This is a genomic window from Rhizobium sp. USDA 3886 (genome assembly GCF_056279785.1).
In genome coordinates, this window is sequence record NZ_JBWCDC010000003.1 from 1,385,302 (window position 1) to 1,412,256 (window position 26,955).

General features: G+C 57.2%; 22 protein-coding genes. 1 reads left to right on the top strand and 21 read right to left on the bottom strand.

The window, feature by feature from the left end:
* Window positions 1–198: 198 nt before the first annotated feature.
* The 3 genes from ACZ9BX_RS29570 to ACZ9BX_RS29580 form a co-directional block, all read right to left on the bottom strand.
* Window positions 199–1,797, bottom strand: a complete 1,599-nt coding sequence (locus ACZ9BX_RS29570; protein ID WP_476221784.1) for an FAD-dependent oxidoreductase — start codon at window positions 1,795–1,797, stop codon at window positions 199–201.
* A 532-nt stretch (window positions 1,798–2,329) separates the two neighbouring features.
* Window positions 2,330–3,478: an NAD(P)/FAD-dependent oxidoreductase gene (locus ACZ9BX_RS29575; protein WP_476221786.1), complete on the bottom strand. Its 1,149-nt coding sequence runs from the start codon at window positions 3,476–3,478 to the stop codon at window positions 2,330–2,332.
* A 215-nt stretch (window positions 3,479–3,693) separates the two neighbouring features.
* A complete protein-coding gene (locus tag ACZ9BX_RS29580) occupies window positions 3,694–3,927 on the bottom strand; it encodes an exopolysaccharide production repressor protein (RefSeq protein WP_086996285.1) in 234 nt (77 codons plus the stop codon).
* A 460-nt stretch (window positions 3,928–4,387) separates the two neighbouring features.
* On the opposite strand from ACZ9BX_RS29580, the gene ACZ9BX_RS29585 reads away from it, so the two are divergent.
* Window positions 4,388–5,062: a sugar transferase gene (locus tag ACZ9BX_RS29585; protein WP_476221787.1), complete on the top strand. Its 675-nt coding sequence runs from the start codon at window positions 4,388–4,390 to the stop codon at window positions 5,060–5,062.
* Between the two features lie 73 nt (window positions 5,063–5,135).
* Here ACZ9BX_RS29585 and ACZ9BX_RS29590 read toward each other — a convergent pair whose 3' ends face one another.
* The 18 genes from ACZ9BX_RS29590 to ACZ9BX_RS29675 form a co-directional block, all read right to left on the bottom strand.
* Entirely contained in the window at window positions 5,136–6,065 is a 930-nt protein-coding gene (locus ACZ9BX_RS29590) for a hypothetical protein (protein WP_476221788.1), read from the bottom strand.
* A gap of 271 nt (window positions 6,066–6,336) precedes the next feature.
* The gene (locus ACZ9BX_RS29595) at window positions 6,337–7,836 is read right to left on the bottom strand and encodes an oligosaccharide flippase family protein (RefSeq protein ID WP_476221790.1); all 1,500 of its coding nucleotides are present in this window, start codon (window positions 7,834–7,836) and stop codon (window positions 6,337–6,339) included.
* 42 nt (window positions 7,837–7,878) lie between these two features.
* On the bottom strand, window positions 7,879–8,946 hold the full coding sequence (locus ACZ9BX_RS29600; RefSeq protein WP_476221792.1) for a glycosyltransferase family 8 protein: 1,068 nt from the start codon (window positions 8,944–8,946) through the stop codon (window positions 7,879–7,881).
* A gap of 57 nt (window positions 8,947–9,003) precedes the next feature.
* Complete coding sequence (locus ACZ9BX_RS29605) at window positions 9,004–9,966, bottom strand: glycosyltransferase family A protein (protein WP_476221793.1); 963 nt, start codon at window positions 9,964–9,966, stop codon at window positions 9,004–9,006.
* Window positions 9,967–10,207: 241 nt separating this feature from the next.
* A complete protein-coding gene (locus ACZ9BX_RS29610) occupies window positions 10,208–11,506 on the bottom strand; it encodes an O-antigen ligase family protein (protein WP_476221794.1) in 1,299 nt (432 codons plus the stop codon).
* A 22-nt stretch (window positions 11,507–11,528) separates the two neighbouring features.
* Window positions 11,529–12,818 (bottom strand): polysaccharide biosynthesis/export family protein, encoded by a 1,290-nt coding sequence (locus tag ACZ9BX_RS29615; protein WP_476221795.1) that lies wholly within the window; start codon window positions 12,816–12,818, stop codon window positions 11,529–11,531.
* Window positions 12,819–12,858: 40 nt separating this feature from the next.
* Window positions 12,859–13,545 carry a sugar transferase gene (locus tag ACZ9BX_RS29620; protein WP_476221797.1) on the bottom strand — a complete coding sequence of 229 codons (687 nt, stop codon included), beginning with the start codon at window positions 13,543–13,545 and terminating at the stop codon, window positions 12,859–12,861.
* A 245-nt stretch (window positions 13,546–13,790) separates the two neighbouring features.
* Entirely contained in the window at window positions 13,791–14,567 is a 777-nt protein-coding gene (rfbF, locus tag ACZ9BX_RS29625) for a glucose-1-phosphate cytidylyltransferase (protein ID WP_086996205.1), read from the bottom strand.
* A 71-nt stretch (window positions 14,568–14,638) separates the two neighbouring features.
* Window positions 14,639–15,751 carry an NAD-dependent epimerase/dehydratase family protein gene (locus tag ACZ9BX_RS29630; protein WP_476221799.1) on the bottom strand — a complete coding sequence of 371 codons (1,113 nt, stop codon included), beginning with the start codon at window positions 15,749–15,751 and terminating at the stop codon, window positions 14,639–14,641.
* Between the two features lie 110 nt (window positions 15,752–15,861).
* Window positions 15,862–18,252: a GNVR domain-containing protein gene (locus ACZ9BX_RS29635; protein WP_476221801.1), complete on the bottom strand. Its 2,391-nt coding sequence runs from the start codon at window positions 18,250–18,252 to the stop codon at window positions 15,862–15,864.
* Window positions 18,249–19,220, bottom strand: coding sequence for a glycosyltransferase family 2 protein (locus ACZ9BX_RS29640; protein ID WP_476221803.1), 972 nt, complete (start codon window positions 19,218–19,220; stop codon window positions 18,249–18,251). The genes ACZ9BX_RS29635 and ACZ9BX_RS29640 overlap by 4 nt, the downstream gene beginning before the upstream one ends.
* Entirely contained in the window at window positions 19,210–20,154 is a 945-nt protein-coding gene (locus ACZ9BX_RS29645) for a glycosyltransferase family 2 protein (protein ID WP_476221804.1), read from the bottom strand. Before ACZ9BX_RS29645 ends, ACZ9BX_RS29640 begins: the two co-directional genes overlap by 11 nt.
* Window positions 20,151–21,149, bottom strand: coding sequence for a glycosyltransferase family 2 protein (locus ACZ9BX_RS29650; RefSeq protein ID WP_476221806.1), 999 nt, complete (start codon window positions 21,147–21,149; stop codon window positions 20,151–20,153). Before ACZ9BX_RS29650 ends, ACZ9BX_RS29645 begins: the two co-directional genes overlap by 4 nt.
* An 11-nt stretch (window positions 21,150–21,160) precedes the next feature.
* A complete protein-coding gene (locus tag ACZ9BX_RS29655) occupies window positions 21,161–22,345 on the bottom strand; it encodes a glycosyltransferase (protein WP_476221807.1) in 1,185 nt (394 codons plus the stop codon).
* The gene (exoK, locus tag ACZ9BX_RS29660) at window positions 22,345–23,214 is read right to left on the bottom strand and encodes an endo-1,3-1,4-beta-glycanase ExoK (RefSeq protein ID WP_084606553.1); all 870 of its coding nucleotides are present in this window, start codon (window positions 23,212–23,214) and stop codon (window positions 22,345–22,347) included. Before exoK ends, ACZ9BX_RS29655 begins: the two co-directional genes overlap by 1 nt.
* A gap of 452 nt (window positions 23,215–23,666) precedes the next feature.
* On the bottom strand, window positions 23,667–24,398 hold the full coding sequence (locus ACZ9BX_RS29665) for an SDR family NAD(P)-dependent oxidoreductase (RefSeq protein ID WP_037142763.1): 732 nt from the start codon (window positions 24,396–24,398) through the stop codon (window positions 23,667–23,669).
* A gap of 4 nt (window positions 24,399–24,402) precedes the next feature.
* The gene (locus ACZ9BX_RS29670; RefSeq protein ID WP_476223084.1) at window positions 24,403–25,668 is read right to left on the bottom strand and encodes a DUF4910 domain-containing protein; all 1,266 of its coding nucleotides are present in this window, start codon (window positions 25,666–25,668) and stop codon (window positions 24,403–24,405) included.
* Window positions 25,669–25,709: 41 nt separating this feature from the next.
* Complete coding sequence (locus ACZ9BX_RS29675) at window positions 25,710–26,948, bottom strand: methyltransferase domain-containing protein (protein WP_476221808.1); 1,239 nt, start codon at window positions 26,946–26,948, stop codon at window positions 25,710–25,712.
* Between the last annotated feature and the right edge of the window lie 7 nt (window positions 26,949–26,955).

The window sequence follows — 26,955 nt, forward strand, 5'->3', positions numbered from 1 at the left end:
TCCAACTGGGTTCGAGATTTGGGAGGAGCTTGACGCATCTTTGTGGCTCGGCCTAGCCGATATTTTGGCGCCGTCGCAGTAAATTAATCTATAAGATTTATGGAGATCAATCGGAACCTTAAGCTGCCCCACCGAACAAAGTCGAAGTTCGCAAATGAAACCCCTTTAGGCTTCGGAGGTATGCACCAGAAGGGAAACCTAGGGCGCCGGCTGGATGATGTGCTGCGCGAGGCGAATTGCAAGGGCGATTGCTGTCAATGTTGGGTTGGCCTGGCTCGACGTCGGAAAGACAGAAGAACTCGCAATATATGCGTTAGCAAGATCGAAGATCTTCAAGTTCGCGTCGACGACGGCGTCGTTGCGGTTCGTTCCCATGCGCGTCAGCCCAATCTGATGCGTGCCGTGGCGGATGCGCGTAGCGATGGCACTTGCAAGCGTATCGTCACTACGATTCAGATCGAGTTGACCCAGGTCATTTTTTTCGAGCCAGTCATTCAGGACTCGATGGGTGCGAACGAGTGCACGGATATTCTCGTCAGGTACGCGCATGTCGATCGTCAGCCGCGGCACGAAGAAAGCATCGACACTGTCAGACAAGCGCACGTGGCTTTGCCTGTCTGGGAAATGTTCGGCATGGAAAGCGAGCCTGTACGTCCGACGGCTGTTATTGATGAAGAAGCCAGGCTTCCTGGCGCTTCGCCCGTAGCGATTGCGCAGATAGCCTGGTAGCTGCCTGACAATCTCGGTCGGGTTAGCGGCGAGGTTCTTGAGATGGCCGGCGATTGCATCAAGACGGCTTGCATGATGCCGGCGGATGACTTCAGGTGTGAGGAACCGTCCGAGTGGACGAAAGCTCAAGGCAAGGTAAGCGGCGGACAAAAAGGCACTTTCATGCTGCGGATCTGAAAGGGTCGGCACGTCGGGCCAGAACGCCACATTCGGTAAATGATGCTGGTTGATGAGCGTATCGCTCGGCACGATGCGTCTGCGCACATATGCGCCTGCTTCGTCCCGGTGGAAGTCGAAAAGTGCCTCGGCCGCTCTGTTCGAAAATCTGAGCGCAGCAATATGCCCGAAAAGATGGCCCATGTAGTAACGGCCGAGCGCTCCATGAGGCCCCCCAAACATCAGCGGGTGACGCCGCTGGATGTTGAGCAGAAGTCTCGCCGCTTCCAGCCCACCTGAGGCAAGAACCACGAGTTTGCATGAAATGCGATAGGCAAGACCGTTTTTGTGACGGGCCACGACATGGCTGACGCTGCTGTTTTCCGTCAGGACCAGATCCACGACAGTGGTGTTCAGGAGGATTGTCAGTCCCCTATCCTTGCTGAATTGCTGAAGGCTCGCGCGAAACAGTTTCGGATCACGACTGTAACGTTCAAGGTGCGTTAGTTCGAAACGGGCGTCTGCCGACGCAAGTGGCGCTTTATCGACGAACCCCTGGCCGCAGTTGGCGTATTCAACGGCACGGTCGTAGAACGGTCGTATCTCATCATAGGAAATGGGCCACCGCCCATCGGGAAATCGATCTTCAAAGTCGATCGGATCAAAGGGAAGGCATCGCCCGGTCCAAAGGTTGCTTGTTCCGCCGAATTGGCGCGAGACGCAGATGCGGACGTCGTCGTGGGTGGCGGGCTCCAGGATTAAAGCGCCGGCGAGTTCATTCGAAGCCGCAGATGGGTCTAACCCGCCCGACTCAACAACGAGCACGCGCTTGTCGGCCTGCCGAAGCTCTTTGGCAAGGGTGAGGCCGACGGGTCCGGATCCGACGATGAGGACATCGATGTCACCTGGCATGTCATCAATACGTCCTGAAATCATTGCGGCCCCGTCACAATGTTAGCTATGGTGCGATATGTTGCAATGCATTTAATGCAAAAGAGCATGCTGGTGTGGAGTCACGAAGATTTCGGATTAAAAATCCCAATGACTCTCACGAAAGATGCAGTAGCTTGGTTTTGAAGTTCTTGCGGTATTTATTTACTATCATAAGTTTGAAATAGTGTTCAATCACGTTATGTATATGTAAAAATGCACCATTTGAGTATGTTTGAAATGGGGAATTTAATCAATATTGGCTACGATCATTGCGTGTAAAGATAGTTACACTACTAGTATGAAGTTAATAATACTTGCGACGGTGTACTCGGAAATTTTCGATATGACGCCTCGGAAGGATCGGAATTCCGATAATGATCATTTCCGGCATTTATCGCCAAGGCCCCTACAGTGGGTCTTCGGGTGGAAGAGATACCGCTCCCTCCGCGCGCTAAACACGGCCGCGTGTAAACTTCTTTCAGGCAAATGGAGCACGAGAACCGCTTAGCGATCAAAGTTGCGAAGGGGTCGGCGCTTCTTTGTTGCTTGCAACTCCAAGCGCGACCGCAACCATATCCGCGATCGCAAGCGATCCCGTCAGGCCGGGGCTTTCGATCCCGAACAGGTTGACCAAGCCTTTGACACCATGCAGGTGCGGCACGTCAATGCGGAAGTCCGGCATCGGCATGGTTGCGTTGTGAAGCTTCGGCCTTATCCCGGCATAATCCGGCTGCAGGGCGCCGTCGCGCAAACCTGGCCAATAGCGGCGGATCGCACCGTAAAACTGTTCCGCGCGGGAGGCAGAAACATCGAGCGAATGGTTCTCATCGACCCATTCGACATCGGGTCCGAAACGGCAGCGCCCGTTGAGGTCGACCGTTGCGTGGACCCCAAGGCCGGCATGGTCGGGCATTGGGTAGACGAGGTGCGAAAAGGGCTGATGCCCGGAAAGCGAAAAGTAGTTGCCCTTGGCGTACCATTGTGACGGCACCATCTTGCGGGAAAGCCCTGCCGTCCTCGCTGCAAGGCCGGGGGCGCCGTGGCCGGCGGCATTGACCACGAAGCTCGCCTCAATTTCGGCCGGCTCTGCTCCGCCCGTGGTCAGGCCGATCTTCGCACCACCGCACCTGATTGCCGCAGCCGGCGTGTTGAAGGCGAGCATGCCGCCGGCGGTTTCGAAATCGTCGCGCAGCGCCTGCATGTAACCGTGACTGTCGATGATGCCCGTCGATGGCGAAAACAGCGCGCCAGCGCAATGCAGCTCCGGTTCAAGGTTGGCGACGTCGCTCGGTGAGAGTGGAACGAGATCCAAAACGCCATTGCGTTTGGCCGCAGCGGCGATCGCTTCAAGCTTGGGCAATTCCTCGGGGCTTGCTGCAAGCAGGATCTTGCCTACGCGTCGCGCTTCCACGCCGCGACGGGCACAGTAGTCGTAAAGCGCCGCCCGGCCCTCGACGCAGACCGTCGCCTTAAGCGAACCCTGCGGGTAATAAAGACCAGCGTGGATAACTTCGGAGTTCCTGGACGAGGTTTCTGTGCCGATTGCGTTCGAGCGCTCGAGAATGATGGTTTCAAGGCCGCAAAGCGCGAGCTTGCGGGCAACCGCCAGGCCGATGACGCCTGCGCCTACGACAATGGCGTCGACAAAAAATCTGCTCATCCGGCTTTCATCTCACGCCAACCGTGTACGCTGGGCCTTGCCCGCCACCACGCATGAACCATCCTCCTTCATCTTACCGGTGAGCAACGGAGTCAATTGTGCAGCGTGCAAAGCGCAGCAGATTTTCGTCACGGTAAAGCGGATAACACATCACCCCTCGACCGATCTGGACAATCACACACCTTGAGCTGCTCGGAGACAATGAGGGTCCCGCATCAGGATCGGGGGCCGACCGCTTTGCCCGGAATATCGAGGGCGCGAGCAGGCCTGGACATGTCCTCGTGCCAGACCAGAAACAGGACACCGAGAAAATAGCCCATCTGGATCAGGACAGCGCATAAAAGGCTATCGGCAAACGCGCTGAGGACGGAGTCTTGCGTCCATAACATCGCGCAAAAGAAGGCGATGAGCACGGCGGCCATCGAAACAAACACCTTGGGTGCGTACATGAACTCCCCCATCCCGCCTCACGATGCGCATTTTGAACCCTGGCCGTCTTCTATCGTCGCGCAATACTGCGCACGGTCGGAGATAACTTGGTTCCTCGATGCAGTGTTGTCATGCTTAATGCGCCCCTTGGAACTTCAACAGACAAGATGTCAAAAAGATGTCGTCGTTAAAAAGTCGTTAAACGCGATATTTCGTGGTGTCTTATGCCGAAAATGTCGAAAACTTGTCAGTAATCCGAAAGAATAAAGTTTACAAATGATAGGCGAATGAATCTTCGCGAAGAGTAGAAGTCTATGCGCGCGATAAATGTGACCGTGCAAATCAAGGTTGACGAAACGCTACGTATGGTAACGTATGCATCCGCGGACGTAGTTCATCCTTTCGGGGGTATACATCAGATTGTTCTTGAAAAATACTGATCAGTGCGATTTAAATGGCCAGTACTGTGGGGGCCTCAGAATGAAGTACGATGCCGAATTTGCCGATGCTTCGCGTAATCACAGGGATCGACACGTCCCGCAGCCTGCGGGCGGTGCACAGAAACGGATTTTTGACGCCGTTCTGGCGTGTGTTGCTATCCTTTGCCTTTTGCCACTGATGATTGCAATCGCTTTACTTGTTCGCTTGACCGATGGCGGTCCAGTGCTTTCCGCGGAAAAACGGCGATCAGTTGGGGGAGAGGGCTTTGAATGCTACAGCTTCCGGAAATTGCCGGTCGACTGGCGCCTCCGGCTTGGCCAGCATCTGTCGCGCCATCCAGACGAGCTTGCAAGCTGGATCATGACGGCAACGTTGAAGGACGATGTTTTGCTGACGCCGGTTGGACGGATTCTTGATCGAACGGGGCTTGATGATCTGCCGCAACTTCTCAATGTGCTTCTCGGTGACATGAGCTTTGTTGGTCCGCCATCGCTGCCCGTTGATCGCAGCGACGTCAAAAGGGGCAACGTGTCGGCACAGTTTTGCAGACCGGGCATGATCAGCGATTGCCGCACCAGTGCTGACGGCGCCAGGAACTGGGAAGCGGCGGCTGCTTCCTATGCGGCCCAGTGGAGTTTTGTGGGTGATCTGAAGATTCTGGTTCGCGCAATTAGCGGTCTGTTCCAGGCCGAAAGATTTCAGCTCAATCATTGAGGAGATCGCTCATGGCGGCACGGTTCAACACCGTGCTTGCGCGTAAGCGAGTGACCTGCTTTGTGTTGAGCCCTCACTGGCGAATGACGAGCTGTACGCGCGTAGTATTGGTCTGGCTATCACGCTGAAGCGAAAGCCGCGCGCCAAGGCCATTGACGGCGAGCCTCAGGATGGCCGCGTCACGGCCGCTCATGAATGGCGACAGCAGTGCGGCGCTTTTCTGGATGAAAGTCACCGAGGTGTCTGCTGCCCCGTCTGCGATCTCGACGCTGACGGCCTCGGACTCTTTTGCGCTCGCTGCCATAGTTGACAGCGCGATGATCAGGATCAGCAGTCGCTCTCGATGGCCTTCAATGCCGTCGAAACTGCGCAATGAAGATACCCGCAGATCAAAAAGGATGGTCAGCGCGTCAAGGGCTCGATGTAAGACAAGCCCGGGCAGTGCGTCGTGTTGCGGTACATTGCTTGCGATCTCGGTGAACGTTTTGAGCAACTGGCCGATCAGGAAGCTTGCGGCGGTCAGCCTTTCCACGATAAGCGCGTCGCTGCGTCGAGCAGAACGCCTTGCGATCCCGACCGCACCATTTGCCAAGCCCTCTGCCGGAGAAATTGCGGATGTCTGATAAAGGCCGAGTTCGCTGGATCTGACTTCGAGCACAGCCCCGGCAAAATCGCGGAAGTAATTGTCGGCGGTCGCCCCGGTTTTTTCCTCAAAGTCTTCAATGATTTCGCACCTTGCCGGTGCGCCCGGTGTGCAAATGATAAGGACGAAGCGCGTCTTATGGTGAAAGTACAAAAATGACAGCTCAGCGCTCTCGCAGACCAAAATCCTGTCGAGAATGCGAACCGATGCTGCCTGAACGGCGGGAAATATTGCATCATTGAGTAACATCACTATAACACCATTGGAGGCGCCAACAGTATCGAGATATATCCAACTAAAATCCAGATAAAAACTTCGATTGTAGGCTCGGGATGTTACGCTCTTTGGATAATGAGACATAAATGCCTCAAGATTAATCTCGCAGTTGATCTGCCGATCTCTATCCCGCGATTGAAAGCGAGTCGGGAGCAGCTTTTGGCCCCGATCCTGCCTATTTGTACTAGCGAAGCAGACAGATGACCGCGAGCAGGATAAGAAGCCAGAGGAGCATCGACACCCCGGTGGCGTTCAGCAACGTTGCTTTCTTCATGCCGCTCTCCCGCTTTCGAATGAGAAGAAGGATAGGCGGTGAAGCTTGCGTCGGGTTATCGCCTGTCTGCGACGAGACGTGTCATCTGCCCCGCCCGAGCAGGAGCTGGATACGTTCGATCATCCATCTCCTGCTGAAACAGGTGAGCCAGCCGAAATAGATGACCATGCCGAGACTCGCGGAGATTGCGAGGCGGAAGGGAGGGTGCATCCCAGCCAATGCTGTTGCTTGCACGTAGTATGTGACGACGCCCATGGCGAGGGCCGCCGCCGCGGCCGGCGCGAGCCCCATGTAATGCGCCTTTGCCTTCAGGTTCAGCCGACGCAGTAACAAGACATTACCGATCACGCCATAGACGAGCGCCGGCGACGACATCACCAAAATCGCAGCGCCTGCCGTGCTTGTCGGTATGACGACGAGCGCACCGATACAAGTCAAGGCAACGGCGATAGAATATTGCAGCGACATGCGGTTCAGGCCAAGTGCGTTCATTGCAATGGGGTTGAACCAGACAAGCGGGATCATCAGCGAGGTGATCGACACGGCGCGAAGAATGGGCGCAACCCCGGCATAGGACGAAGGCAACAGCAACGCCACCGCATCATCGGCGACGACGATCAGTCCGGTAAAGGCCGGCAGCGCCACGAAGGCAGCGGTTCGGATGATGGCGGTAAACACTTCGCCTTCCGCCGCAAGGTTGCCGCGCACCTTGCTCATCAACGGAAACCACAGCGCAAAGAGCGGGCTGACCAGGGGATTTTGCAGCGACTCGCTGATCCTGTCGGCAGCCCGGAACAAGCCCACGGTCGCGCCATCGAAGCGGATGCCGAACACCAGCATGGCAGCGCGCTGCATGGAGATGTTAATGGCAGCGACCATCCACAGAGGCAGGAAGCGGCGAAGAATTTCACGGCACGCGCCTTTTTCGGTATGGCGCCCGGGAAACCAACCGGTATGACGAAACTCAAAGAGAACAACCGCCATTGTCGAAACAATGCGCTGAGCAGGCAGCGCCCAAATCGCCAGCGGTGAGAACGCCAATGTGATACCGGTGATTCCGCCCGCAAGGGTCGAAATCATATTGCGCTGAGCAAACGTCTTGAAGCCCAGCTCACGCATTATCAGGGCATCCATCACCGACAGCCAAGGCGTAAAGAACAAAAGAAGGCCAAAAATCGGCATGTAGTAAGCAACCAACGGCGCGTTCTCAAAGTCAGCGAACAACGGCCCAGCCATGAACAGAAGGAGTGCAAAGGGTGTGGCCACCAAAGACAGGGAAATGAACGCTGCGTTCAAGCTCTTCTTGTCGAAATTACCACGCTGCAGGATCGCGTCCATGCCGGCATAGCGGCCGTCATTGGCGATGAAGTCGGCCACAACAGCAGAGAGCGCGACTGCCCCGAAGACGGCAGGTTCCAGCATGCGCGCAAGGATCAGAAAGATGATAAACCCGGCGCTCTGCGAAAAGATCGCGTTGATGGTATTCCAGGCAATGCCATTTCGAAGTGCCGTTGCCAGCGACGTTTCAGACATGGACCATCCCATCTGTGCAATGCGCAACCGACGCAGTCGCACCGCCACGGATCATAGTCAAGCATGGGCGGCTGGAAAAGCAGGCGCCCCTCACGCCTGCAACCGGTACCAGTTGAAGATGGTCTTGACGCGCCGACGCAGGTCCTTGATAAAATGGACCTCGCCAAGCTTGAGGACCTGCGCCCGATACGGGGTCTTTTTCAGATAGCGGTAATAGGTCCAGATCAACGGATGCCATCCGTCCGTCGACCACGGTTTGTTGTGCTCCGTGAAGTGGATGATCTTTGGCCTGCGCCCTTTTCTCATTTCGGCTGCGGTTGCATAGCAGGGCTTGCCTTCCTGCGGCATCAGCATTCGGCGTTGGACGTTCCACAAAATATCAAGCCGCTTCCATCGGCTCCAGAAGACAACGTTGAGCGCGCACTGATCGCCATACTCCATATCGCCGATGCGCGTTTCCAAGGCAGTGATGACTTTGGAAAGATCGTCACTGGCGCGCAGCTTAGTGAGATCCATCAACAGCACGCCGGAATTGAAGTAGCCAAGGCGCCTGGGCTGCAGCTGAAAACGCCCGGCGAACGCCTCGCCGTCCATGCCGACGTCGCAGACCGCACCGATTGCATGCTCGCCCAGATCGGTGGCGTAGAGTTCCCTAATATCACCCATGACGACGAGGTCGGCATCGAGATAAAGGACTCGATCGATATCCGGCGGGGCAAGCTCGGAAAGCATCAGGCGATAGTAGCCGGCGCGGCTGATATGGCGTTGGCCGGGCATTGCAAGGACGCTCGAGCTTTTGATCTCGAGCCAATCGAACTTGTGTCCTTCAGCACAGCGTTCGAAGGTCGAACGGGCTTGGGGTGAAATTCCATCATGGACGACCAGAAAGCGGAATTTTGCGCCCGGCGCGTTAGCGAGAAGCGATGCCAGCACAACACCTGCATGCGGCAGGTAAGCGGTATCGAGTCCAAAGGCGATTATCACCTCCGGGGCGGGCGGGCGCGGGCGGCTGTATCGCTGCATCGCTGCCTCAAGCAGAGGCTCGGCAAGGGCACGGCCGTTCAAGCCTTCGGCGATTGACCGGAAATTGGCGGTCTTCATCGGCAAGGCGCCTATGGCACGAGATGCCAGATTGCCTTCAAATGCGGGATCACTCATTACCCCTCCAAGCCGGAGCCTCATGCTCCGGTCTCATTTCATCGAAACGTGTGCTGCCTATTGCCAGCCCGGATATCCGCTCCATGCGCGGCGCATGCCAAGCTTGACGTAAATCCAGTCCAGCACGGCATCGACGACAAGCATGCCGTTGACACCAAAGCCGGCCCTTGCCAGTGCATCAAAATGGGGTTGCAGATGGTCGCGGCCGCGATCTTCGCGCCACCAGGTCAGAATGCGGCGTACATAATAGCGGCGAAACGCAAGAAGCTGGCGGCGGTAGTCGGTCCCGAAGGCGACCGGGCCGTGGCGCATGATGAGATCAAGGCCATCGCGCGTCCAGGCGCGGGTTTTGCCGGCATAATGTAAGGCGGTTACCGTATTCTCGTGTACACGGGTAAAGCCAAGCGCCTCGTGCACGAAACCGAAATCGCTGATCGCCAGCATCCGGAAGACCGTATCGAGGTCCCAACTGCCGTCCATGGCGCTGGCAAAAAGCGGTTCGAGCGCGTCAGTCACGCGCCGGCGCCACATCATTTGGACCGGCATCAAAATGCCCTGGCGCAGCAGCGCCATACGCATGGCGTCCTTCCCGGGAAAAACCGGCTTGCCGGGCGGCCAGAAGAAATCCTGAACGGCACCCGCACACTCATGCAGGCTGCCGATTACCCCGACATTCGGAAAGGTTTCGCCGAGCGCCGCCATCTTCGAGATCGACGTCGGGCTGATCGTGTCATCGTCGCACAGATAGCGCACATAGACAGCGTCCCGAGGCACCAGGCGATAAGCTTTCGTCCAGTTTTCACGCTGATCCAGCGTCTTTTCATTGCGGAAGCAAAGGACAGGGATGCGCTTGTTCAAATAGGCGGAGACGATTTCCTCGGTATTGTCGCTGCTATTGTTGTCGAGAACGATGTGAACAAGATTTGGCCAATCTTGCTGCTGGACGGATTCCATCGTTTCAGCCAAGAACCGGCCGCCATTATACGTCGGGGTCACAACAGCGACAAGTGGCAAGGACATTCTACATTCCCCCACGTGAAGGAAACCCAACTAAGCACTAAGGCTATGTTATAGTTCAGGCGATGCGAGTCAATAATGGTCTGGCAAAGAATCTGATTTATTATTGCGATACTGTCGATTCTCTGTATAGCTGACTATCAAAGACCTTGGCATCATTCCTTTGCAAAGGCTATTTGAGCTTATCTGACGAGGGTTCGGCATCAGCCGTGGCTGACCTTGGACAGGTCATCATCATCATCGGTCACCCGAGACCGCCGCGGCGAGGCACATGAAAACCTTTGCTGCCGGCGAATTGAGGATAATACTCCACCAAGGCATTGCCTGCCGTTCCCGCGACCGGTTTCGCGAGTGCACCGGCGCAGTAGTAGATGAGGAAGGATCCGATCGTGTATTGATTAAGAAAATCGACTTCGAAGAAGGAGCGACTGACGAACAGTATGATGAGACCGAAGAGCACGACATCCTCGTTTCGCGCGCCTGACGACAGGAGGCGTCTGATATAACCAGCGAGGAGGCCAAGGATGACGGTGCCGAGCAGGACAAGTCCGATATAGCCAAGTTCGACCATGGTCTCGATGTAGGTATTATGAAAGTGAAAGCCCGTACGCGAGGCAATATAGAACTGCTGCCACAAGACCTCCGGTTGAGAAAAACCCTGGACCCAGAAACCCTGGAAACCGATGCCGAAGACAGGTTGTTCATGGGCGATCTCGAGGCCGCGCTGCCAAAGATACGTCCGCCCTGTCAATGTCGCATCCTTGCCGAAGATGCCGAGGATCGCTCCGAACAGCCCGGCACTCAGTGCAATCAACAGGGCGACGGCTGCTGTCGGAACGATCGACAGGAAGAGGACCATCCGATGCCGCGGTGAGAACTGCTTCAAGAAGACCGCAGCGACTGTTGCGGCAATCGTTGCGGCGATCGTGATCGTGGAGGTCGCAGACTGGGCCGCGTGGAGCGAAAAGGCGCCGAAGGCGCCCGACATCAGGGCCAGGATGCGCCACATCGTCTGCACCTGCAGAATGAAGACCAGCGAGAAGGAGGCAAAGACGCCGAGCGCGGCAAACATGCCGAGTTGGTTCTTCGATGCGAACGCGCCGATGAAGCTGTAGACACCATCAAGAGGATCGTAGCTGAAGTGCCCAAACAACAGCGAGTAGAGCAGCACCAGCGACGCGCCGAGGCTCATGCCCAAAATCATCGCCTTGACGGGCACGACCCGTGCGGCAACCAACGCGCAGACAATCGTTGAAAAGTATTGTAGCCCGCCGCGCAGGCTGAGCCCCGGAACCGCAGACCAGAAAAAGGATAGGCAGGCAAAGATGGAAAAGGCAACAATCCAGTAGAGAGGCCGTGGATCGCCGATGACTGCGCGCGGATCCATGGCAAGAAGAGGCAGCCACACCAGATAGAACAACAGAATGAAGACGGAGCCAAACACCTGCGCATAGGCGATAAAAAACATCGTCGCGACCATCGCAAAGATCGCAAAGGGCGTGTTCCGTTCAGGCGATAAGAAAGCGTTGATACTGATACGCATGCCAACCTGCCGAGCCCTAGTCCTATGATTTTTCGTTGATGACGCTGACCTTGACCAAGTCTCCCGGCTGCACTGGCGTCGTCTCAGTTGCTGGAATCTCCTGGATCTTGTTTGCGACTGTTCGAACGATCGAATAGCTGACGAGCTTGACAGCGTCACTTCCGGTCAGTTGCGAGGCCGTTGGCGCATTCACCAGCGACTCGGCCATCAGTTGCCGGTACATCTGAAGCTGCAGCGCATTTTCGTCCAGCTGCGACTTGGTTTCCTGCATATCGAGCGCAATCTTCGATTTGCGCTCGTTCTTCAAGTCGATCGTGTCGAGTGCGGCCTTGTTCATTTCCTGCTTGGCGCGCAGTGTGGCAGCGTCGAGGTCGAGCAGGTTGCTCTGGGTATCGGCAAGCGTCGTCTCGAGCCCCAGCGCCCGGGAGCTGACGGCCAGACCCTGATTAACGAGCTTGGCGGTCCTTTCGAGCTCCTTCTTGTAAAGGTCCACCTGCCGGGCCTGGTTGTCGACTTTCTTGCTGAGCGAGGTGATTTCGTTGCCATAAAGGGTTTGCAGCTCATCGAGCCCTTTGAGGCGAAGGTCGAACGCATTGCGGTTCGTTTCCATGATTGCCATTTCATCCTCGACCAGCGTTCGCGATTGCGGGATGGCGGCAAGGTCCTCTGGGATCGCAATCTTCTCCTCACCGGCCTCCTCGGAGGCAAGTCGCGCCTTCTTCGCCATCAGACGGGCGCGCTCGGCAACAAGTACCTCGTAGCTGCCCTTGGCGTTGATGAAGTCGCGTTCGAAACGCTGACCTTCGTCCAGCCCGCGACGCATGCCGCCGGCAAGACTGATTGCCTTCAGGACCGTCATTTCGGGATCGTAGGGATATTTGCCGGGCGTGTGGACTTCTCCAGCTACGAAAATCGGCCGGAATTCGAGAATCTCAACCGAAGCTTCCGGCGGATCGGGAAGCCCGAAACGTTCCTGAAGGCTGTGGGCGATCTCGCGCGCCACCTCCGAGGTCGACCGGCCGGCTGCTTTCAACTCGCCCGTAAAAGGCAGAGCAAGATCGCCGTTCGGACCCACGATGTATTCGCCGGTAATACTCGGCCACTCGCGAAACTGCCCCTCGGCAGTCTGCCACTCGACCACTCGGATGGACAGCTTGTCCATGATTCCAAGCTTATAGGGATCAGCGTGCGCAGGCGACAGAAACGCCAGATGAACAAGAAAGACGACTGCGGCAAGTGTTGCAAGGCACAGCCGTGGCAGCGCGCAAATGGCGTTACGCGCGGCAGGAGAGAGCTGACGAATTGACCTCATGGTTCTTTCCTTATCCTCGCCTGGCAAAGGCGTCGGCGTGCTAGCAGGCACCCCGCGCGAGCAGGACAACAGGCACGGTCCTCAGAATGATCCAGATATCGCCGACGAAGGACCAGTGCTCAACATACTGGCTGTCGAGTTGGATGCGTTCCTCGTAGGTCGTGTCGCTTCTCCCGCTCACCTGCCACTTGCCGGTGAGACCCGGACGCGAGCGGAGGTAGTGACTGCCGCGATCACCGTAAAGAGCCATTTCTTCGCCCATGATTGGACGCGGGCCAACCAGACTCATATCGCCGCGCAGGACATTGAGCAGTTGTGGTAACTCGTCGAGACTGAGTTTCCGCAGCACCTTCCCGGTGGTGGTTACCCTGATGTCGTGACGCAGCTTGCGGGTCGTTGCCCATTCGGCAAGGGCGGCGGGATTTTCGGCCAGATAGGCAGCAAGCCGCGCATTGCTGTCGGTGACCATGGTTCGGAATTTCAGGCAACGGAATGACCTTCCGTTATGGCCAATGCGCTGATGGCCGAAAAGAACGGGTCCGCGGTCATCAAGCTTTACGGCGATCGCGATCAGCAAGAAGAGTGGGGAAAACAGGACAAGCAGAACGAGGGAGCCGACAACGTCAAACACCCTTTTTCGCAGCCCGCCTATTGGCCTCGCGGGTCGCCGCTGGGCGTAGTGCGGGAAAATAGAGGCATCGGTCAAGTCGACATCATGCTTCATCATGAAGCTCTCCGAAAGCATATCGTTAAGAAACTAGTAACAAAAACCTTTAAAAAATCAATAGAAAAGCGCAAGTGGTAGTCGAAATATACTTGATGTATCATTATGATACAGATTGTACCTGTCGCTCGCGCAGTTCCCAGGCGATATTCCCCGAATCGCATAGAGGATATTATTCAAGTCTGGTTTGGGTGCGCCAAATCACATAGGCGCTATGCCGCTACTCAGCGGTTCGGTTTACCCCGGTGTCAGGTCCAGAGTTTCCACGGCGCCTTGCCGCTCTCCCAGGCCTTTTCGAGGACCATCTTGTCGCGCAGCGAATCCATGCTTTGCCAGAAGCCCTGGTGCCAGTGCGAGCCAACCTTGCCCATGTGAAGCGCTCTGTCCATCGGGCCCTCTTCCCAGACGGTGTCATCACCGTCGATGAGGTCGAAGACGTCAGGCTCGCAGACAAAGAAGCCGCCGTTGATCAGACCGCCATCGCCAATGCGCTTTTCGCGGAAGGCATGGACACGCTGACCGTCGTCCGACAGGCCAAGCGCGCCATAGCGGCCCGGCTGGCTGACGGCGGTCAGCGTGATCCAGTTTCCGTTCGTCTCATGAAGCTCAATGGTCGCGGCGATATCGGTATCGGAGACACCGTCGCCGTAGGTCAGAAGGAAGCGCCTATCGCCAATGACGTCGCGCGCGCGCCTCAACCGTCCGCCCGTCATCGTGTTTAGTCCGGTATCGAGCACGGTGACCTTCCACGGCTCCAACGCGCGGCGCAGCCACTTGAATTCGCCTGTCGCTAGGTCGACCGTGAAGTCGCTGTTTATCATCGCATAGTTGATGAAGTAGTCCTTGATGTAATCCGCCTTGTAACCGGCAAGCACAACGAAGTCGTTGAAGCCGTAATGCGAATAGATTTTCATGATATGCCAGATGATCGGACGTCCGCCAATCTCGACCATAGGCTTTGGCCGAAGCGTCGTTTCCTCCGAAAGGCGGCTCCCGTAGCCTCCTGCAAATATGACAACTTTCATTGCGTCCCTCGTCATTTTGAATGGTTGCCCGCGCTATGCGGCGCTAAAGTAGCTGTGTCACATGATCCGGTTCAGCCAGGCATGGCTTCGCGCGTCCGAAGCGCGAGGTCCTTGAAGCCGGGACTGAAAGTACCGGCGGCCGGATTGGCCGTGTAACGCAGGTCGGCACCAAGACTACCGCCGTCGATCGCCCGCGTAAGCACGTTCAGCCGCACGAGTTGCGAAGAGCGGTAATCGGGATCCTTCAAACCCGCCGCATCAAGCCCGGTCTTCAGATCGTCAATAGCGCCTGCAAGTGTTACTTCCGGCTGATGAGCCGGTGCCAGGCTCCGGTAGAGATCGAAATTAACCCGATAGGAACGCCGGTCCGGTGGAGCGTCCTTGTTGATTTCGACCACAGTCCCCGGAATCGAGGCGGCGACGGCCTCCGCGAGTTCGCGGACCTGATAGTTCCAGTCCTCGGAACCGACATTGACGGCCAGAAAATTCCCGCCATCCTGCCTGAGCAGCGCCCATTCGATCGCCCTTGCCATGTCGTTGACATGAATGAGCGGCCGCCAGGGCGTGCCGTCAGAGAGGACCGAAACCCGCCCGGTCTTCAGCGCCGAGGCCACAAAATCGTTGAGCACGAGATCGAGCCGCGTGCGCCCGGAAAAGCCACAGGCGGTCGAAAAGCGCAGAGCGCTGACCGTCATCTGGCTGTGGCGGGCGATCTCGCCAAGCCCGGTCTCGGCGGCGACCTTCGAGCGCGAATAGGCGGTTAGAGGATTGAGCTCATCTGACTCGGTGCGCGCGCCGCCCTCGGCAAATCCGTACATGGAGCAGCTGGAGGCAAAGACAAAGCTCTTTACGCCCATCCCGGCGGCGAGTTCGGCCGTTCTCAGCGTGGCACGATGGTTAATCTCGTCCGTCACCGCCTCAAAGCGGCCGCCCATCGGGTCATTGGAAACGGCCGCCAGATGCACCACTGCATCGACGCCCTCGAATAGCTCGGCAGGCAGGTCGCGGACATCGGCAAAGACCTGACTGTTAAGCAAACGCTCGGGCAGGCTTGCTTGGGTCAGGCAATGCGCGAAAAGGCCAGTATCGACGCCAACAAGCATGCAATCAGGCATCTCACGGCGCAGGTGAGAGACGACAGCGGGCCCGACATAGCCCATGTTTCCTGTGATTAAGATCTTCATTTCAAACGCTCCGGAACTGGTGACTGTCATTGAAAATGGACATGGTGCAAACTAGGGGGTGTTGCTTCACGACCAACGTTGCATCGGATCAGTGCTTCTTGCGTGTCTAGTTAGAGCTCCTTCGATAGCTGCGCGCGCGCCTTTCGCTGTCGGCGACCTCTCGCCTTCATGATCGGCTCGCCATGCTCGAGGTAGTAACTCGCATATCGGGAAAAGAGCTTTTCGGAACTGCCAAGCCCGCCGTAGGTTGAAAGTTTCTCCTGATCGGCCTTGTTGAGCACAACGCCCAGCACTTTCGCGGCGATCGCTGGTTCCTGTTCAAGTGTTGACTTCAAAAGGGCCCGCGGCGTGCCCCCCCATTCCGACACGAGCAGGAATCCATCGGCCAAGGGCTCAAAAGCCTTGGCATCAAAGACCGGCCCGATCGGTGGAAGATCGACGATTATATAGTCGAACATGGACCGGGCTTCTTCCAACACAGTTGCCATGGAGGGCCCCGAGATCAGCTCGCTCGTGTTGAAGACCTTCGCCTGGCGCGGTGTCGCGAGAAGGCTTGTGCCCGTCTGCGGATCGACAACCAGAGTGTCTTGCCATCTGATTGTCCCAGCCAGTGCCTCTGTCCAGCCGGTTTCAAACGGGATGCCAAGACCCTGCGTCAGCGAACCGCGTCTGAGATCGGCATCGATCATCAGCACCTTCGCTGGGCTGGATGCCACGAGTGTCGCGAAATTTGCCGCGACCGTCGTCTTGCCTTCGCCTGGCAACACCGAGACGACGCCGATCACTTTGCAGTTCTGGCTGCCAAGCATCGTGTCGGTCACGATCTTTGCATGCCGTATGGTCTCGGTAAATTTGGAGCCGCCCGATTTGACCGCGAACCGCATCGTTTCGACATCGGGATTGGCGATCAGCCTCCTTTCGTCATCGGGAGAGGGACGCGTGGCCCCTGGGATCGGCGGCAGGTAACCCAAGAACTTCAGGCCGAGCGTCGTCAATTGCTCGCCAAGGCGGAATGTACCCTCCCTAACCTCGCGCCACAGGCCAAGACCGATACCGAAGATCGCACCGAGTATCAGCGAGCCGCCAAGCGTCAACGTGCGCTTCGGACTGGATGCATCGACCGGCGGCGAGGCAGGCGAGATGACGCGCGCTTCTGATATCGGGAACGACTGGTTCTGGGCCGTTTCCTGATATTTCGTCAGATAGGTCTTGTAGAGGTCGCTGATGGCTTCGGCGTTGCGTTCCAGATCCTTCAATTGCACGAGCGATTCGTTCGCGGCCGAGGTTTGTCCGGTGATCTTCGACAGACCCTCCTTCAGCGATGCCTCCCGCGAGACCGCGACCTCATATTGATTGCGGTAGCTTTCCGTCATCTGCTTGAGCTCAAGGAATATCTGCCGCCCTACGTCGTCCTGCTCCTTACGCAGCAGGATTGCTTGCGGATGTTCGGGACCGAAACGGCGCTCGATATCCTGGGTCCGCTTGATGACGTTCAGATAGTGCGTTCTGAGTGTCGAAATGACCGTCGAGCCTTCCTGCTCGGAGACGGTTGCGGCATTGTCGACTGCAGTCTGCTGGCCGGCGGCGACGATTGCCTTATACTGGTTGTAGAGCGCAAGCGCCTTGGCGCTGTCCGCCTGGGCCAGGATGTATTGACCACTGATGTCGGACAGCTGTTCTTCCGACAAGAGCGCACCTTTTGCTGAGGTAAGGCCGTTTTCGGCGCGGTAGCGCTCGACCTTCAGGGCCGCTTCCTGCGACTGCTCCTTCAGATCAGTCAGCCGAGCGCGCAACCAGACCGTTGCCCTTTGCGAAGCGTCGAAATTAGCATCGAGCTTGTCTGACAGGTAGGCATCGGCATAGGCGTTAGCGATCTGCGCCGACAAGGCCGGGTCGGTCGATGTATAATAGAGGTCGATCACGAAGCTCTGCGGCTGCTGTTCGACCCTCAGATTTTCCATGAGAACTGCCACGGCAGTGCCTCTGCGCGCGTCGAGGCTATCGGCATTTGCCATCTCCATGCCCTTGCCGGCAAACAGGTCCATCGTCATTTTGGCAAGGCCCTTGATCTCCTGGGTGACCGAGACCGGAGGATTGATGAATTCGTGCTTTTCGTAAAGCTGCTGTTTGTCGACCACCTTTGCCGCAAGCGAGCTTGACCTCAAGATCGCCACCTGGCTCATGATCTTCTTGTCAGATTCCATGTTTGCAGGCGCCGGCGAAACGTCGCCAGCAAACCGGCTCAGATTGTCATCGATCAGGACGCTGGTGCCTGCCGTATAATAATAGGTTGCAAACACCAGCCGGGTGACACCGAGCAGTAGTCCAATGGCCGCGAAAAGGGCCACGAGCTTTGCCTGGCGCCTGGCGATCTGCATCAGGTGTTCGACGTCGATGAACTTCTCCCCGCCGACCTCAGCGTGCTTGGCCGTGCCCGGCTGACCGAGATAGGGGCGTACTGCCTCCTGCATCATCTTTGCCTTGCCCATGAACTCGTTCATTGCGACACCCGTCTAAAGGCCGAACTCGGTGTCTGCAGCGCCACCATCGCTCGCTTGAGACGTGCCGTGATCGGCATCTTGAGATGACGGGCTGCTGCCGGATTGCGCAGGACGTCCTTCACAGCATCCGCAACAGAACGCTGTTTGATATGATCAACGAGGGTCAGAAAAGCAGCCGCCTCCTCAAGATTCTTAATTCTTCTGAGTTGTGCTGCGCGGGCTGCGGCATCCACCGGGAAGGTAGCCAGAAAATCACGATCCGCCCGAATCATGGCTTCGACGTCGTTCAGGTTCATGACGTGCGAGATCGAGCCTTTGGCGGAATGGTAGAGGTATCCTGCCTCCGGCTCAACGATGCAATATGCGCCGCGCGACAGCGTCCTTGCGAGGAACAGATAGTCCTCGCCGATGCGCAGCTGATCGTCATAAGCAATGCCGTTTGCCCGAATAAAGTCGCGGCGAATGAGTGGCTTCAGGTAGCCAAGATTGAAGCGCCCGGCAAAGAGCATGTTGTGGTCGATGAAATGAGCAAGGCTCAAGTTCCCGAGCCGTGCTAGATCGGCCGTGCGGTGCAGGAGCCGCTCCTTGCCCTCCGACTTGATGACGAGGTTATCGACGACGGCGTCGACGGCCGGGACATCGGCGCACCTGAGGAGCCGTTTCGTCCTTTGAGGCAGGATCTCGTCGTCGGCATCGACAATCCCGATCCATCTGCCTCTCGCATCTGCGATCGCCGCATTGCGGGCGCCGCCAGGTCCGCGATTATCCGGCAGGCTGACGAGCCGCACCTTTTCGCTGCCGTAGGAGCGCACGATGTGAGCCGTCTCATCGACCGAGCAGTCGTCGGCAACAATCACCTCGACATCGACACCCTCCTGGGCAAGCACGCTTTCAATGGCGCGTGCGACCGTGCCTGCGGCGTTGTAGGCAGCAACGATGTAGGAGATGTCCGGGACGTCAGGCAACATGGGGGTTGCTCCTTGCGGCTGGAACCGGCCCGCCGTAATGCATCGCTTCACGGACGCCAAGCAGACCGGCAACGACGCCGAGATGCAGAATTCCTCTCAAGACATAGCGCCAACGGTCGACAGGCAGGAACCATAAGAAAAGGCTTACGGCAAAGCAGACCAGCGCCTTCAGTGCGGCAAGCACGATCTGCAGTGCCAAACCAGGTGCGGCTGCCGTCGTGCGCAGGACGCGTGCATGGCTCTGCCCGGAGCGGAACCGGCGCCCGGCGAGCCATCCGATTGAGGCGCGTTCCTCGGCAACCGGTTCGATGACCAGTGCCTTATCCGCAAATGCGATCTTGCCGCCGGTCGCGTGGAGGTCGGCAAGGAATGCCGTGTCCTCGCCGCCGCAGCGACCAAGCGCCAGGTCAAAGCGCCGGTCGCGGAAGGCTTCGGCGTTCCTGTCGAGCAGCAGATTGCAGGTGTATCCCGTCTTGATCTCGCCATTGACGAAAACCGGTTTCGTCGAGTGGAAATCGCCTTCGACCATGAACGCAGGAGCATCCTTGCCGTAGCGCGCCGACACAGGACCGAGCACGGCTGCTGCATTGGTCTGTTTGGCGGTAGCCAGCAGTGCCGTGAGCCAGCCTGGCGTGACTAGCTCGTCGTCGTCGACAAAGGCCAAATAGTCGCCTGTCGCCCGATCGAGGCAGGCATTGCGGGCAATCGATATGTTGCCGGCAGGGCAATGAAGGTAAATCACCTGATGCACAATCTTGGCCCTGATGGCCTCGACTGCATCTCTGGCGCTTTCTTCAACATCGTTGTCGGCGACGATGATGCGAAGGACGGCCTGCTCAGGCACGGCAATCGCCGCAATCGAGGCCAGCGTGTGGCTGAGCGAGCTCCGCCGGTATGTGCAGACGGCAATTTCGACGAGAAGCGGCTGGCTCATGAGACGCTCCTTTTTGGCCGAAGCGACAGCATCTCAAGCCAGAAGCCGGTTGACCACGCCATATGCATGACCATTGCAATCAATCCGGCCAATGGTCCGTGTGGCATCTGCTGACGTACGCGAAGATAAAAGCCATAGCCGACACAGGTGAACGCCCAGACGAAAGCTGGAACGATCGCAGCCCAGTAAAACAGCGCGAGCACCGTGCCAGCAACGGCGGGCGCGACTGTTAGCGGCAGCATTTGGCGTAAAGCCGGCATGGTCTTGTGTTTGCGGATATTGCGCGCCCGCCCGCGGCCGTAATTGAGATATTGACGAAACAGTGCGGCAACGCTTGCGCGCGGATGATAGACCATGCATGTCGTGCCGCTGATCCAGATCTTGTAGCCAGCCTTCCTCAAGCGGAAGTCGAGCTCGGCATCCTCATTGTGGGAAAAGGTCTCGTCATATCCGCCGACGGCGAGAAAGGTCCCGACGTGCATCAATGCGTGGTGGCCATGGTCGACGTAGCCGCCCGTCGACAGGTTGCGATGCGCAGAACCGCCGTTACCGATCTTGGAGTTCTGGGCGATCGCGGCTGCTTTCTGGATCGCGTTGAAACCGGTCGTTTCCAAGGCGACGACGACGGAGGCGGCGCCGGTCATCTCGGCATCGGCAATTAGTCGTTGGCAATAACCCTTCGGATATTCACCATGCGCGTCCATGCGCACAAAATATTCAAAATCACGGCCGTAGCGTGCCACTGCAAGATTGATCGCCGCACTTTGCAGGCGCTTCGGATTGTCAAGGAAGATGATGCGCGGATCGATGGCGGAGGCGGCCTTGATGATATCCTGTGAACCGTCCTTGCTGCCGCCATCGGCCACCACGATGCTCCAGTCCGGAGCCTGGAGCTCCATGCTCAGGGCGCTCAGAAGCGCACCAATATAGTTTCGCTCGTCAAGGCATGGAATGACGATCAAGCAGCAATCTTCTGGACATACGTGCTTATTCATCGCGTTCAACCCTATATGGCAAATGACGAATTGATCGGAAGGCGATCTGAAGTTTTGCGAGGCTCGGCTGGCGCCAAGCCGGCGAGCCAGGCGACCAAGTCCTTGCAGTCCGCCTCATCGATCGCCCAGTTGCGCCGATCGCATGCGGCAATCGCGGATTTCAGGCGCTTAAAGCGCTGAACGTCCAGGCCCTCCATCGCCATGCTAAGCGCAAAGGGCGTGGCATCGGACAAGATCAGGCCGATATTGTTGCGCCGAAGTGCCTCAGCCGTCTCGGTGCCTTGAACGGCAATCGGTACTGCCCCGTACAGGCATCCTTCGTAAAGCCGGTTCGGTAACAGCCACTTGGAATTGAGACCCTCCTCGAAAAAATCGGCCGCCCAGGCAAAGTCGACCTCGCCGTAAATTGCACCGAGGTCCTCCGGGTTTCGGTAGGGACCACAAAAACGCATGAAGGGTTCGTTCTCCACGAAGGCGTCGAAGTCGCTAAATTCCCTGTAAGCCGGCCGGCCGCGCAGAACGATCTCGAACCTGCCGTTCGCCATCCTTGAGAAGCGCGCAAGCAGCTTCAACGATTTTCTGCAACGCAGCGCGCCAAACCAGCCTATGCGCCATGGCCGGCCTTCGAGCTTTTGCGGAACGGGAAGAAGGCCCTCCCTTGGAGGCGGGACGACCTTGTTCTCGACGATCACGACCGGGACCTTCAGAAAAGACTGCACATCGAAATAGTTGCTCTTGAAGGCTGGCGAACTGGTGACGATCGCGGTGACGCTTCGGCCAAACCAACGTTCGGCTAATCGCATCGAGCGCCCGACAGGACCCATTCCGATGAGAAGCCTGTGAATATCGAGGCACTCGTAAACGATTGGCACGGACCCGCCGAAATAACGGTTGGCGCGGTTTGCCAGTGCCAGCGTTTCGAGATTGCGGGCGACGATCACGTCCGGTTTGCTGGCGCCTGCAAGAACAGAACGCAGCCTTGCCATCGCTTTGAGAACAGCCCAGGAGCGCTGGACAAAGCGGCCGTCGGCCGTCTTGCCGAGATTGACCGGATTGATGCCTTCGATATCGCCTGGGATCTTCGTCCGCGCAAAGCCTGCAAGGTCAACCGTCGCGCCGCCGCGTGTCAGCATGATCAGGCGCCGGCGAACTGCCGGATCCGACAGGTCATGGACGAGGTAAAGCACGCGCGGCATCAAAGGTTCTCCTGCGTCTTGGCAGGGGCGCTGACGGTGATGGTCCGATCGCAGGTCAGTGAGCCTGCAAACAGGCATCTTTCGCCTGCAGCAGTAAAGCTCACCCAGTCGACCTGCATGATAGTCGGTCCTTTGTAGGCAAAGGGGCCCATCCAGCCTGTAAGCGTATCGGTTCCCCATAGGCTAAAGAAGATCTTCTGCCGTTCCGTCGGAATACGGAGCTTATCGGTGACCTCGTTGACGAGGACGCCGTTGACGAAGAACCGGAGTCTCGAGGGCTCCCAGATGAAGGCGAAGTGGTTGAACGCCTCGTCGGCCGGGCCAGCTAGCGAAACCAGCCTTTCGTTGCCGCCCTTCGCTTTCACATACTGGTTGACTTGGACAGTAGCACTGTCCTTACCCAGCACCTCGAAATCGATCTCGTCGTGCTCCTCATGGTCGGCAGGGCCGATATAGGAGAAAAATGCCGAGTTAAGGCCCGACCCGGTCGCCGACTTTATCCGTGCCTCATAGGTGCCAAAGCCGTAGCGCTGCTTCGTCTGGAGTTCTGCGCAAAGGAGGGTCTTCTGATCGGCCGCGTCCTTTGCGAGCATCAGCGACGCAAAGCCGTCGGCAATCTTGATCATTCGCGCCGACCAGATGCAGTTTTGATGATCACCGTTCGTCCAGCCGTCTGAAATATACCAGAAGTTGGAATCGAGCCGATCAAAGCTCTCGAAGAAGGATGCTCCAGGGCGCCCGTCCGCAGCCTGGACGTTAGGGGCAAGCCAGCACGTCAGCAAGATCAGCGAAAAGACCCGCCGGCAAATGCAACTGAAATCCTGACCGCTAACCGCACGGTTAACATGTGAAGGTTGATCGAAATTCATAATAGCAGCCCGAAGCGAGTACGAGAAACAAATGACACGGCGACGTTGGCACTAAAGATGTCAGGCTATACTTTTTGATTTTCCTTTACAGACAGAATAAACGCGCGGTGCCCTCATCGCAGAGTTATCCTGCCTGAAGTGCAACGCCGATGTTGCGTATCTCGACCGCGTTTAACTGGTAGCGGTCGTATATACAGGCATCCCTAGAACGGCGTAGCAGTATTTGTAGGGACGTTATTTCAGAATTGGTAAAGAGGCAACCAAAAATTAACGAATCTAGTCGCTAAAAGCTTGATTTAACGCCGCAGATTAACGCTGGGACAAATTTCAGCTTCTGTCGTTTCATAATGATACAGATGGGCATTCCGAACGCTGGAGAGGGCAGGCACGTCTGTCCGTCAGGAGCACACGTGCTCTATCGCGCTGGCTCCGCAGGTGGCGGCAACCAATATCTAGCCGTTGAAAGTCGGTGGTGCCGGTCGTGCTGGCCGCATGAAAATCTCCGTGACTTCGCAGGAGGATGGCATCGACAAGGCTGTGATCAGGTTCGCTGCCACCGATTCCGGCTGCAGTAGCTCGTCCGCTTGGTACGAAAGCGCTCTCGCATCATGGATGGTTTCCTGCATCGCCGTTGCTGTCTTCCCGGGAAAGATGCTGAGGACGCGCACATCCTGGCCATTGATCTCGGCTCTCAGCACGTCGGCAAAGGCCTTCAGGGCATATTTGCTCATCGTGTAAGCAGCGAGCTCCATTCTCGGATTCAGCCACACGCTCGAGTTGATAAATGCGATATAACCCTTCTGTCTGGTCAGCGCCGGGAGCAGAAGCTGCGTCAGAACATATGGCGCACGCAGATTGACGCGCCAGACGTCATCGAGTTCTTCCGCTGGGCTTTGCGCAACCGGGCCCGAACGAAAGACGCCAGCACTGTGCACCAGGTAATCAATGCCGCGATCAGTCACCCGCAAACGGGCGACGAATTCGGCGATCGCCCTGTCATCAGCAAGATCGACATGATGCCAACTGATTGATGCTCCATTGCTGAGCGACGACTGCGGGACGCCGCCGCGGGTTAGAGCATGAACTGTCACGCCGGCTGCACCAAATGCTGAAACGATCGCTTGCCCGATACCGCTCGCTGCCCCGGTCACCACTGCCACACGCCCCTGAAGAGGTTTTTCCATGATCTTAGTCCCTCTCCACCGGTGCAAGCAGATCATGGCCGAGCAGAAGATCCGCGGCATCGGCGATCAAATCAAATGCTAGACCCGATTTTCTGGCGATGTCGAGGAGATCATGTTTGCCGTCCGAGTAGTTTAGAACCCAGAGTAGGGCCATCTGACGCGTCTTCGTGTCCGACTTGCCGCCAACGGCATCGTAGAGCCCCCGCTTTCCAAGCTGGGGTTCGCACATCGGCGAAAGGTTCAGGAAAGCTCGGTTGCGGTCCAGTGTGCCGAGCACGCAGGCGTAGGTCTCGAACGAGTGGGCAAGCGCTTCCGGCTTGATGAAATCAAGATTGTCGGCCGATGTATGGTATTCGGCAAACTGTCCGTAGGGTGTGCGCGACAGACAGCCGAAGGGAAGGTTGATGCCAGGCGAACTGAACTGCCGTTCGTCATAGCCATAGGGAGAAAAAGCCATAATCGAATGGGCTTGCCCCGCTGCCGTCAGCACATGCTCCACCACCCGATCGATCTCGGCCGTCTCGTGGCGACTTTTCTTATAATGCAGCATGCCAGGGTCACCGAGGTTGACGGCGACGAGACCATGTTTGATGCGCGACAGCCGCTCGCGGTTCATCGAAAGCCAGGCGATTGAACCGATCGTGCCCGGAATGAAGAGCAACCGCACGGAATAGCGCCGCTGTGACGCCATCAAAAGCTTAGCAAGCTCGACACACACGGCGATGCCGGACAGATTGTCGTTGGCAAGCGACGGATGGCAGATGTGCGTCGAGATAATGATTTCGTCGGTTGTGAAGCCGGGGATGAAGCACTCGCCCCACAGGAGTTCGCCGTCTGAAAGTGTTGAGTCTATCAGGACCTCGTAGGATCCTTCGCTCATCGCCTCGAGGGCGTTCTGGGACAGGCAGAAGCCCCAGTCCTCCTTGTAGTAGCTCGTCCGGTAAGGTATCCAAGCGGGATGGCCAGGGTCGGTGTGCAGATGAGGCTTCAGCGCCTTAAGCGGCAATGTCGCGCGGATCGGTCGTGAATAGTTGACGACGTGCAGATTGCTTGCCTTGAAGTCGATGACGCGATTGCCCTTCTCGTCCTTCACATAGGCATCGCGGATGCTCCATTCCTGCGGGACCGTCCAGTCGAAGATCTCTGTGCCGCTTGCGATACGATGAATCTTAACCGGAATTTCCTGCCTGATAATCTCCAGTGTCTCGACGATGCCCGGACCGGTGATGCTGCGACAGATCGGATAAAGCCGCTCAATGAGGGCATACATCCGCGCGCCGGCAGGCTCCTTGACGGGCGCGCTGACGGCGCTCAAGCAACGACCTCGACATTAGGAAGCGGAACGACAAACCGGCTGCGCAAGTCTTTGACCGCCGACATCTGGCTGATGATCTCATCCTTGATGTTCCAGGGAAGGATCAGGACGTAATCGGGCTTGGTTTCCTCAATCTTTTGTGGTGCGTGGATCGGGATGCGGGTCCCCGGAAGCAAGTGGTTTTGCTTATGAGGGCTGACATCGACAGTATATTCGATGAGATCCGTGCCAACGCCGCAGAAATTCAAAAGCGTGTTGCCCTTTGCCGGAGCGCCATAGGCGACAACGGTCTTTTTGCTCTCTTTCGCATCGATCAGAAAGCGCAACAGATCGCGCTTGGTGCGGTGAACCTGCTCGGAAAATTTGGCGTAGCGTTGGATAGAATTGACGCCGCCTTCAATTTCGCGCGCGCGCAGTTCACCGACACGGACCGACACTGGCTGGCTTTGATCTTCGGCGTGACGGGCATAAATGCGCAACGATCCCCCTTGTGGACGGATCTCATCGACATCGAAGATCGTCAAGCCGTGATGGGCAAAGATTTTCTCGACACTGTAGAGCGACAGGTACGAATAGTGCTCATGATAGATCGTATCGTAGTAATTGAGCTCCAGCATCTTCATGAGATGCGGAAATTCGATTGTTACGATGCCGGTTGCCGATAACACGATTTTGATGCCGGCAACGAAATCGTTGATGTTGGGGACATGCGCCAGCACGTTGTTGCCAATCAGAAGGTCAGCCGTGAGGCCGTCGCCAACCAGCTGCCGTGCCGTCTCGACACCGAAAAACTGCACCCTGCTCGGGATGCCGGCCTCTAACGCGACGGCCGCGACATTGGGACAGGGCTCGATGCCGAGCACCGGAACGCCGCGTTCCTTGAAGTTCTTTAAAAGGTAGCCGTCGTTGCTGGCAATTTCGATCACCTGATGGCCGGTGTCGAAATGAAACCGCTCGACCATCTGGTCAACATATTCGCGGGCATGGCTCAGTACCGAGGCCGAGTAGGAGGAGAAATAGGCATATTCGCTGTCGAAAATGTCTTCCCGCGGCGCCATGGGAGGCACCTGGACCAAGAAGCATTCGTCGCAGACGAAAGCATGGAGTGAAAAGAACGGTTCGGGATCCTGCGTTTTGTCGATGGCGATATAGGAGTTTGCAAGCGGTGACGCGCCAAGGTCGACGACTGTCTGAGTGAGTGTGGTGTTGCAGAACCGGCAGTTGAAGGAAGTCATGATCTTC

Bases quoted from the DNA above. Each gene is read 5' to 3' on its own strand.
- ACZ9BX_RS29570 (WP_476221784.1), bottom strand. From the start codon at position 1,797: ATGCCAGGTGACATCGATGTCCTCATCGTCGGATCCGGACCCGTCGGC.
- ACZ9BX_RS29575 (WP_476221786.1), bottom strand. From the start codon at position 3,478: ATGAGCAGATTTTTTGTCGACGCCATTGTCGTAGGCGCAGGCGTCATC.
- ACZ9BX_RS29580 (WP_086996285.1), bottom strand. From the start codon at position 3,927: ATGTACGCACCCAAGGTGTTTGTTTCGATGGCCGCCGTGCTCATCGCC.
- ACZ9BX_RS29585 (WP_476221787.1), top strand. From the start codon at position 4,388: ATGAAGTACGATGCCGAATTTGCCGATGCTTCGCGTAATCACAGGGAT.
- ACZ9BX_RS29590 (WP_476221788.1), bottom strand. From the start codon at position 6,065: ATGTCTCATTATCCAAAGAGCGTAACATCCCGAGCCTACAATCGAAGT.
- ACZ9BX_RS29600 (WP_476221792.1), bottom strand. From the start codon at position 8,946: ATGAGTGATCCCGCATTTGAAGGCAATCTGGCATCTCGTGCCATAGGC.
- ACZ9BX_RS29605 (WP_476221793.1), bottom strand. From the start codon at position 9,966: ATGTCCTTGCCACTTGTCGCTGTTGTGACCCCGACGTATAATGGCGGC.
- ACZ9BX_RS29610 (WP_476221794.1), bottom strand. From the start codon at position 11,506: ATGCGTATCAGTATCAACGCTTTCTTATCGCCTGAACGGAACACGCCC.
- ACZ9BX_RS29615 (WP_476221795.1), bottom strand. From the start codon at position 12,818: ATGAGGTCAATTCGTCAGCTCTCTCCTGCCGCGCGTAACGCCATTTGC.
- ACZ9BX_RS29620 (WP_476221797.1), bottom strand. From the start codon at position 13,545: ATGATGAAGCATGATGTCGACTTGACCGATGCCTCTATTTTCCCGCAC.
- rfbF (WP_086996205.1), bottom strand. From the start codon at position 14,567: ATGAAAGTTGTCATATTTGCAGGAGGCTACGGGAGCCGCCTTTCGGAG.
- ACZ9BX_RS29630 (WP_476221799.1), bottom strand. From the start codon at position 15,751: ATGAAGATCTTAATCACAGGAAACATGGGCTATGTCGGGCCCGCTGTC.
- ACZ9BX_RS29635 (WP_476221801.1), bottom strand. From the start codon at position 18,252: ATGAACGAGTTCATGGGCAAGGCAAAGATGATGCAGGAGGCAGTACGC.
- ACZ9BX_RS29640 (WP_476221803.1), bottom strand. From the start codon at position 19,220: ATGTTGCCTGACGTCCCGGACATCTCCTACATCGTTGCTGCCTACAAC.
- ACZ9BX_RS29645 (WP_476221804.1), bottom strand. From the start codon at position 20,154: ATGAGCCAGCCGCTTCTCGTCGAAATTGCCGTCTGCACATACCGGCGG.
- ACZ9BX_RS29650 (WP_476221806.1), bottom strand. From the start codon at position 21,149: ATGAATAAGCACGTATGTCCAGAAGATTGCTGCTTGATCGTCATTCCA.
- ACZ9BX_RS29655 (WP_476221807.1), bottom strand. From the start codon at position 22,345: ATGCCGCGCGTGCTTTACCTCGTCCATGACCTGTCGGATCCGGCAGTT.
- exoK (WP_084606553.1), bottom strand. From the start codon at position 23,214: ATGAATTTCGATCAACCTTCACATGTTAACCGTGCGGTTAGCGGTCAG.
- ACZ9BX_RS29665 (WP_037142763.1), bottom strand. From the start codon at position 24,398: ATGGAAAAACCTCTTCAGGGGCGTGTGGCAGTGGTGACCGGGGCAGCG.
- ACZ9BX_RS29670 (WP_476223084.1), bottom strand. From the start codon at position 25,668: ATGTATGCCCTCATTGAGCGGCTTTATCCGATCTGTCGCAGCATCACC.
- ACZ9BX_RS29675 (WP_476221808.1), bottom strand. From the start codon at position 26,948: ATGACTTCCTTCAACTGCCGGTTCTGCAACACCACACTCACTCAGACA.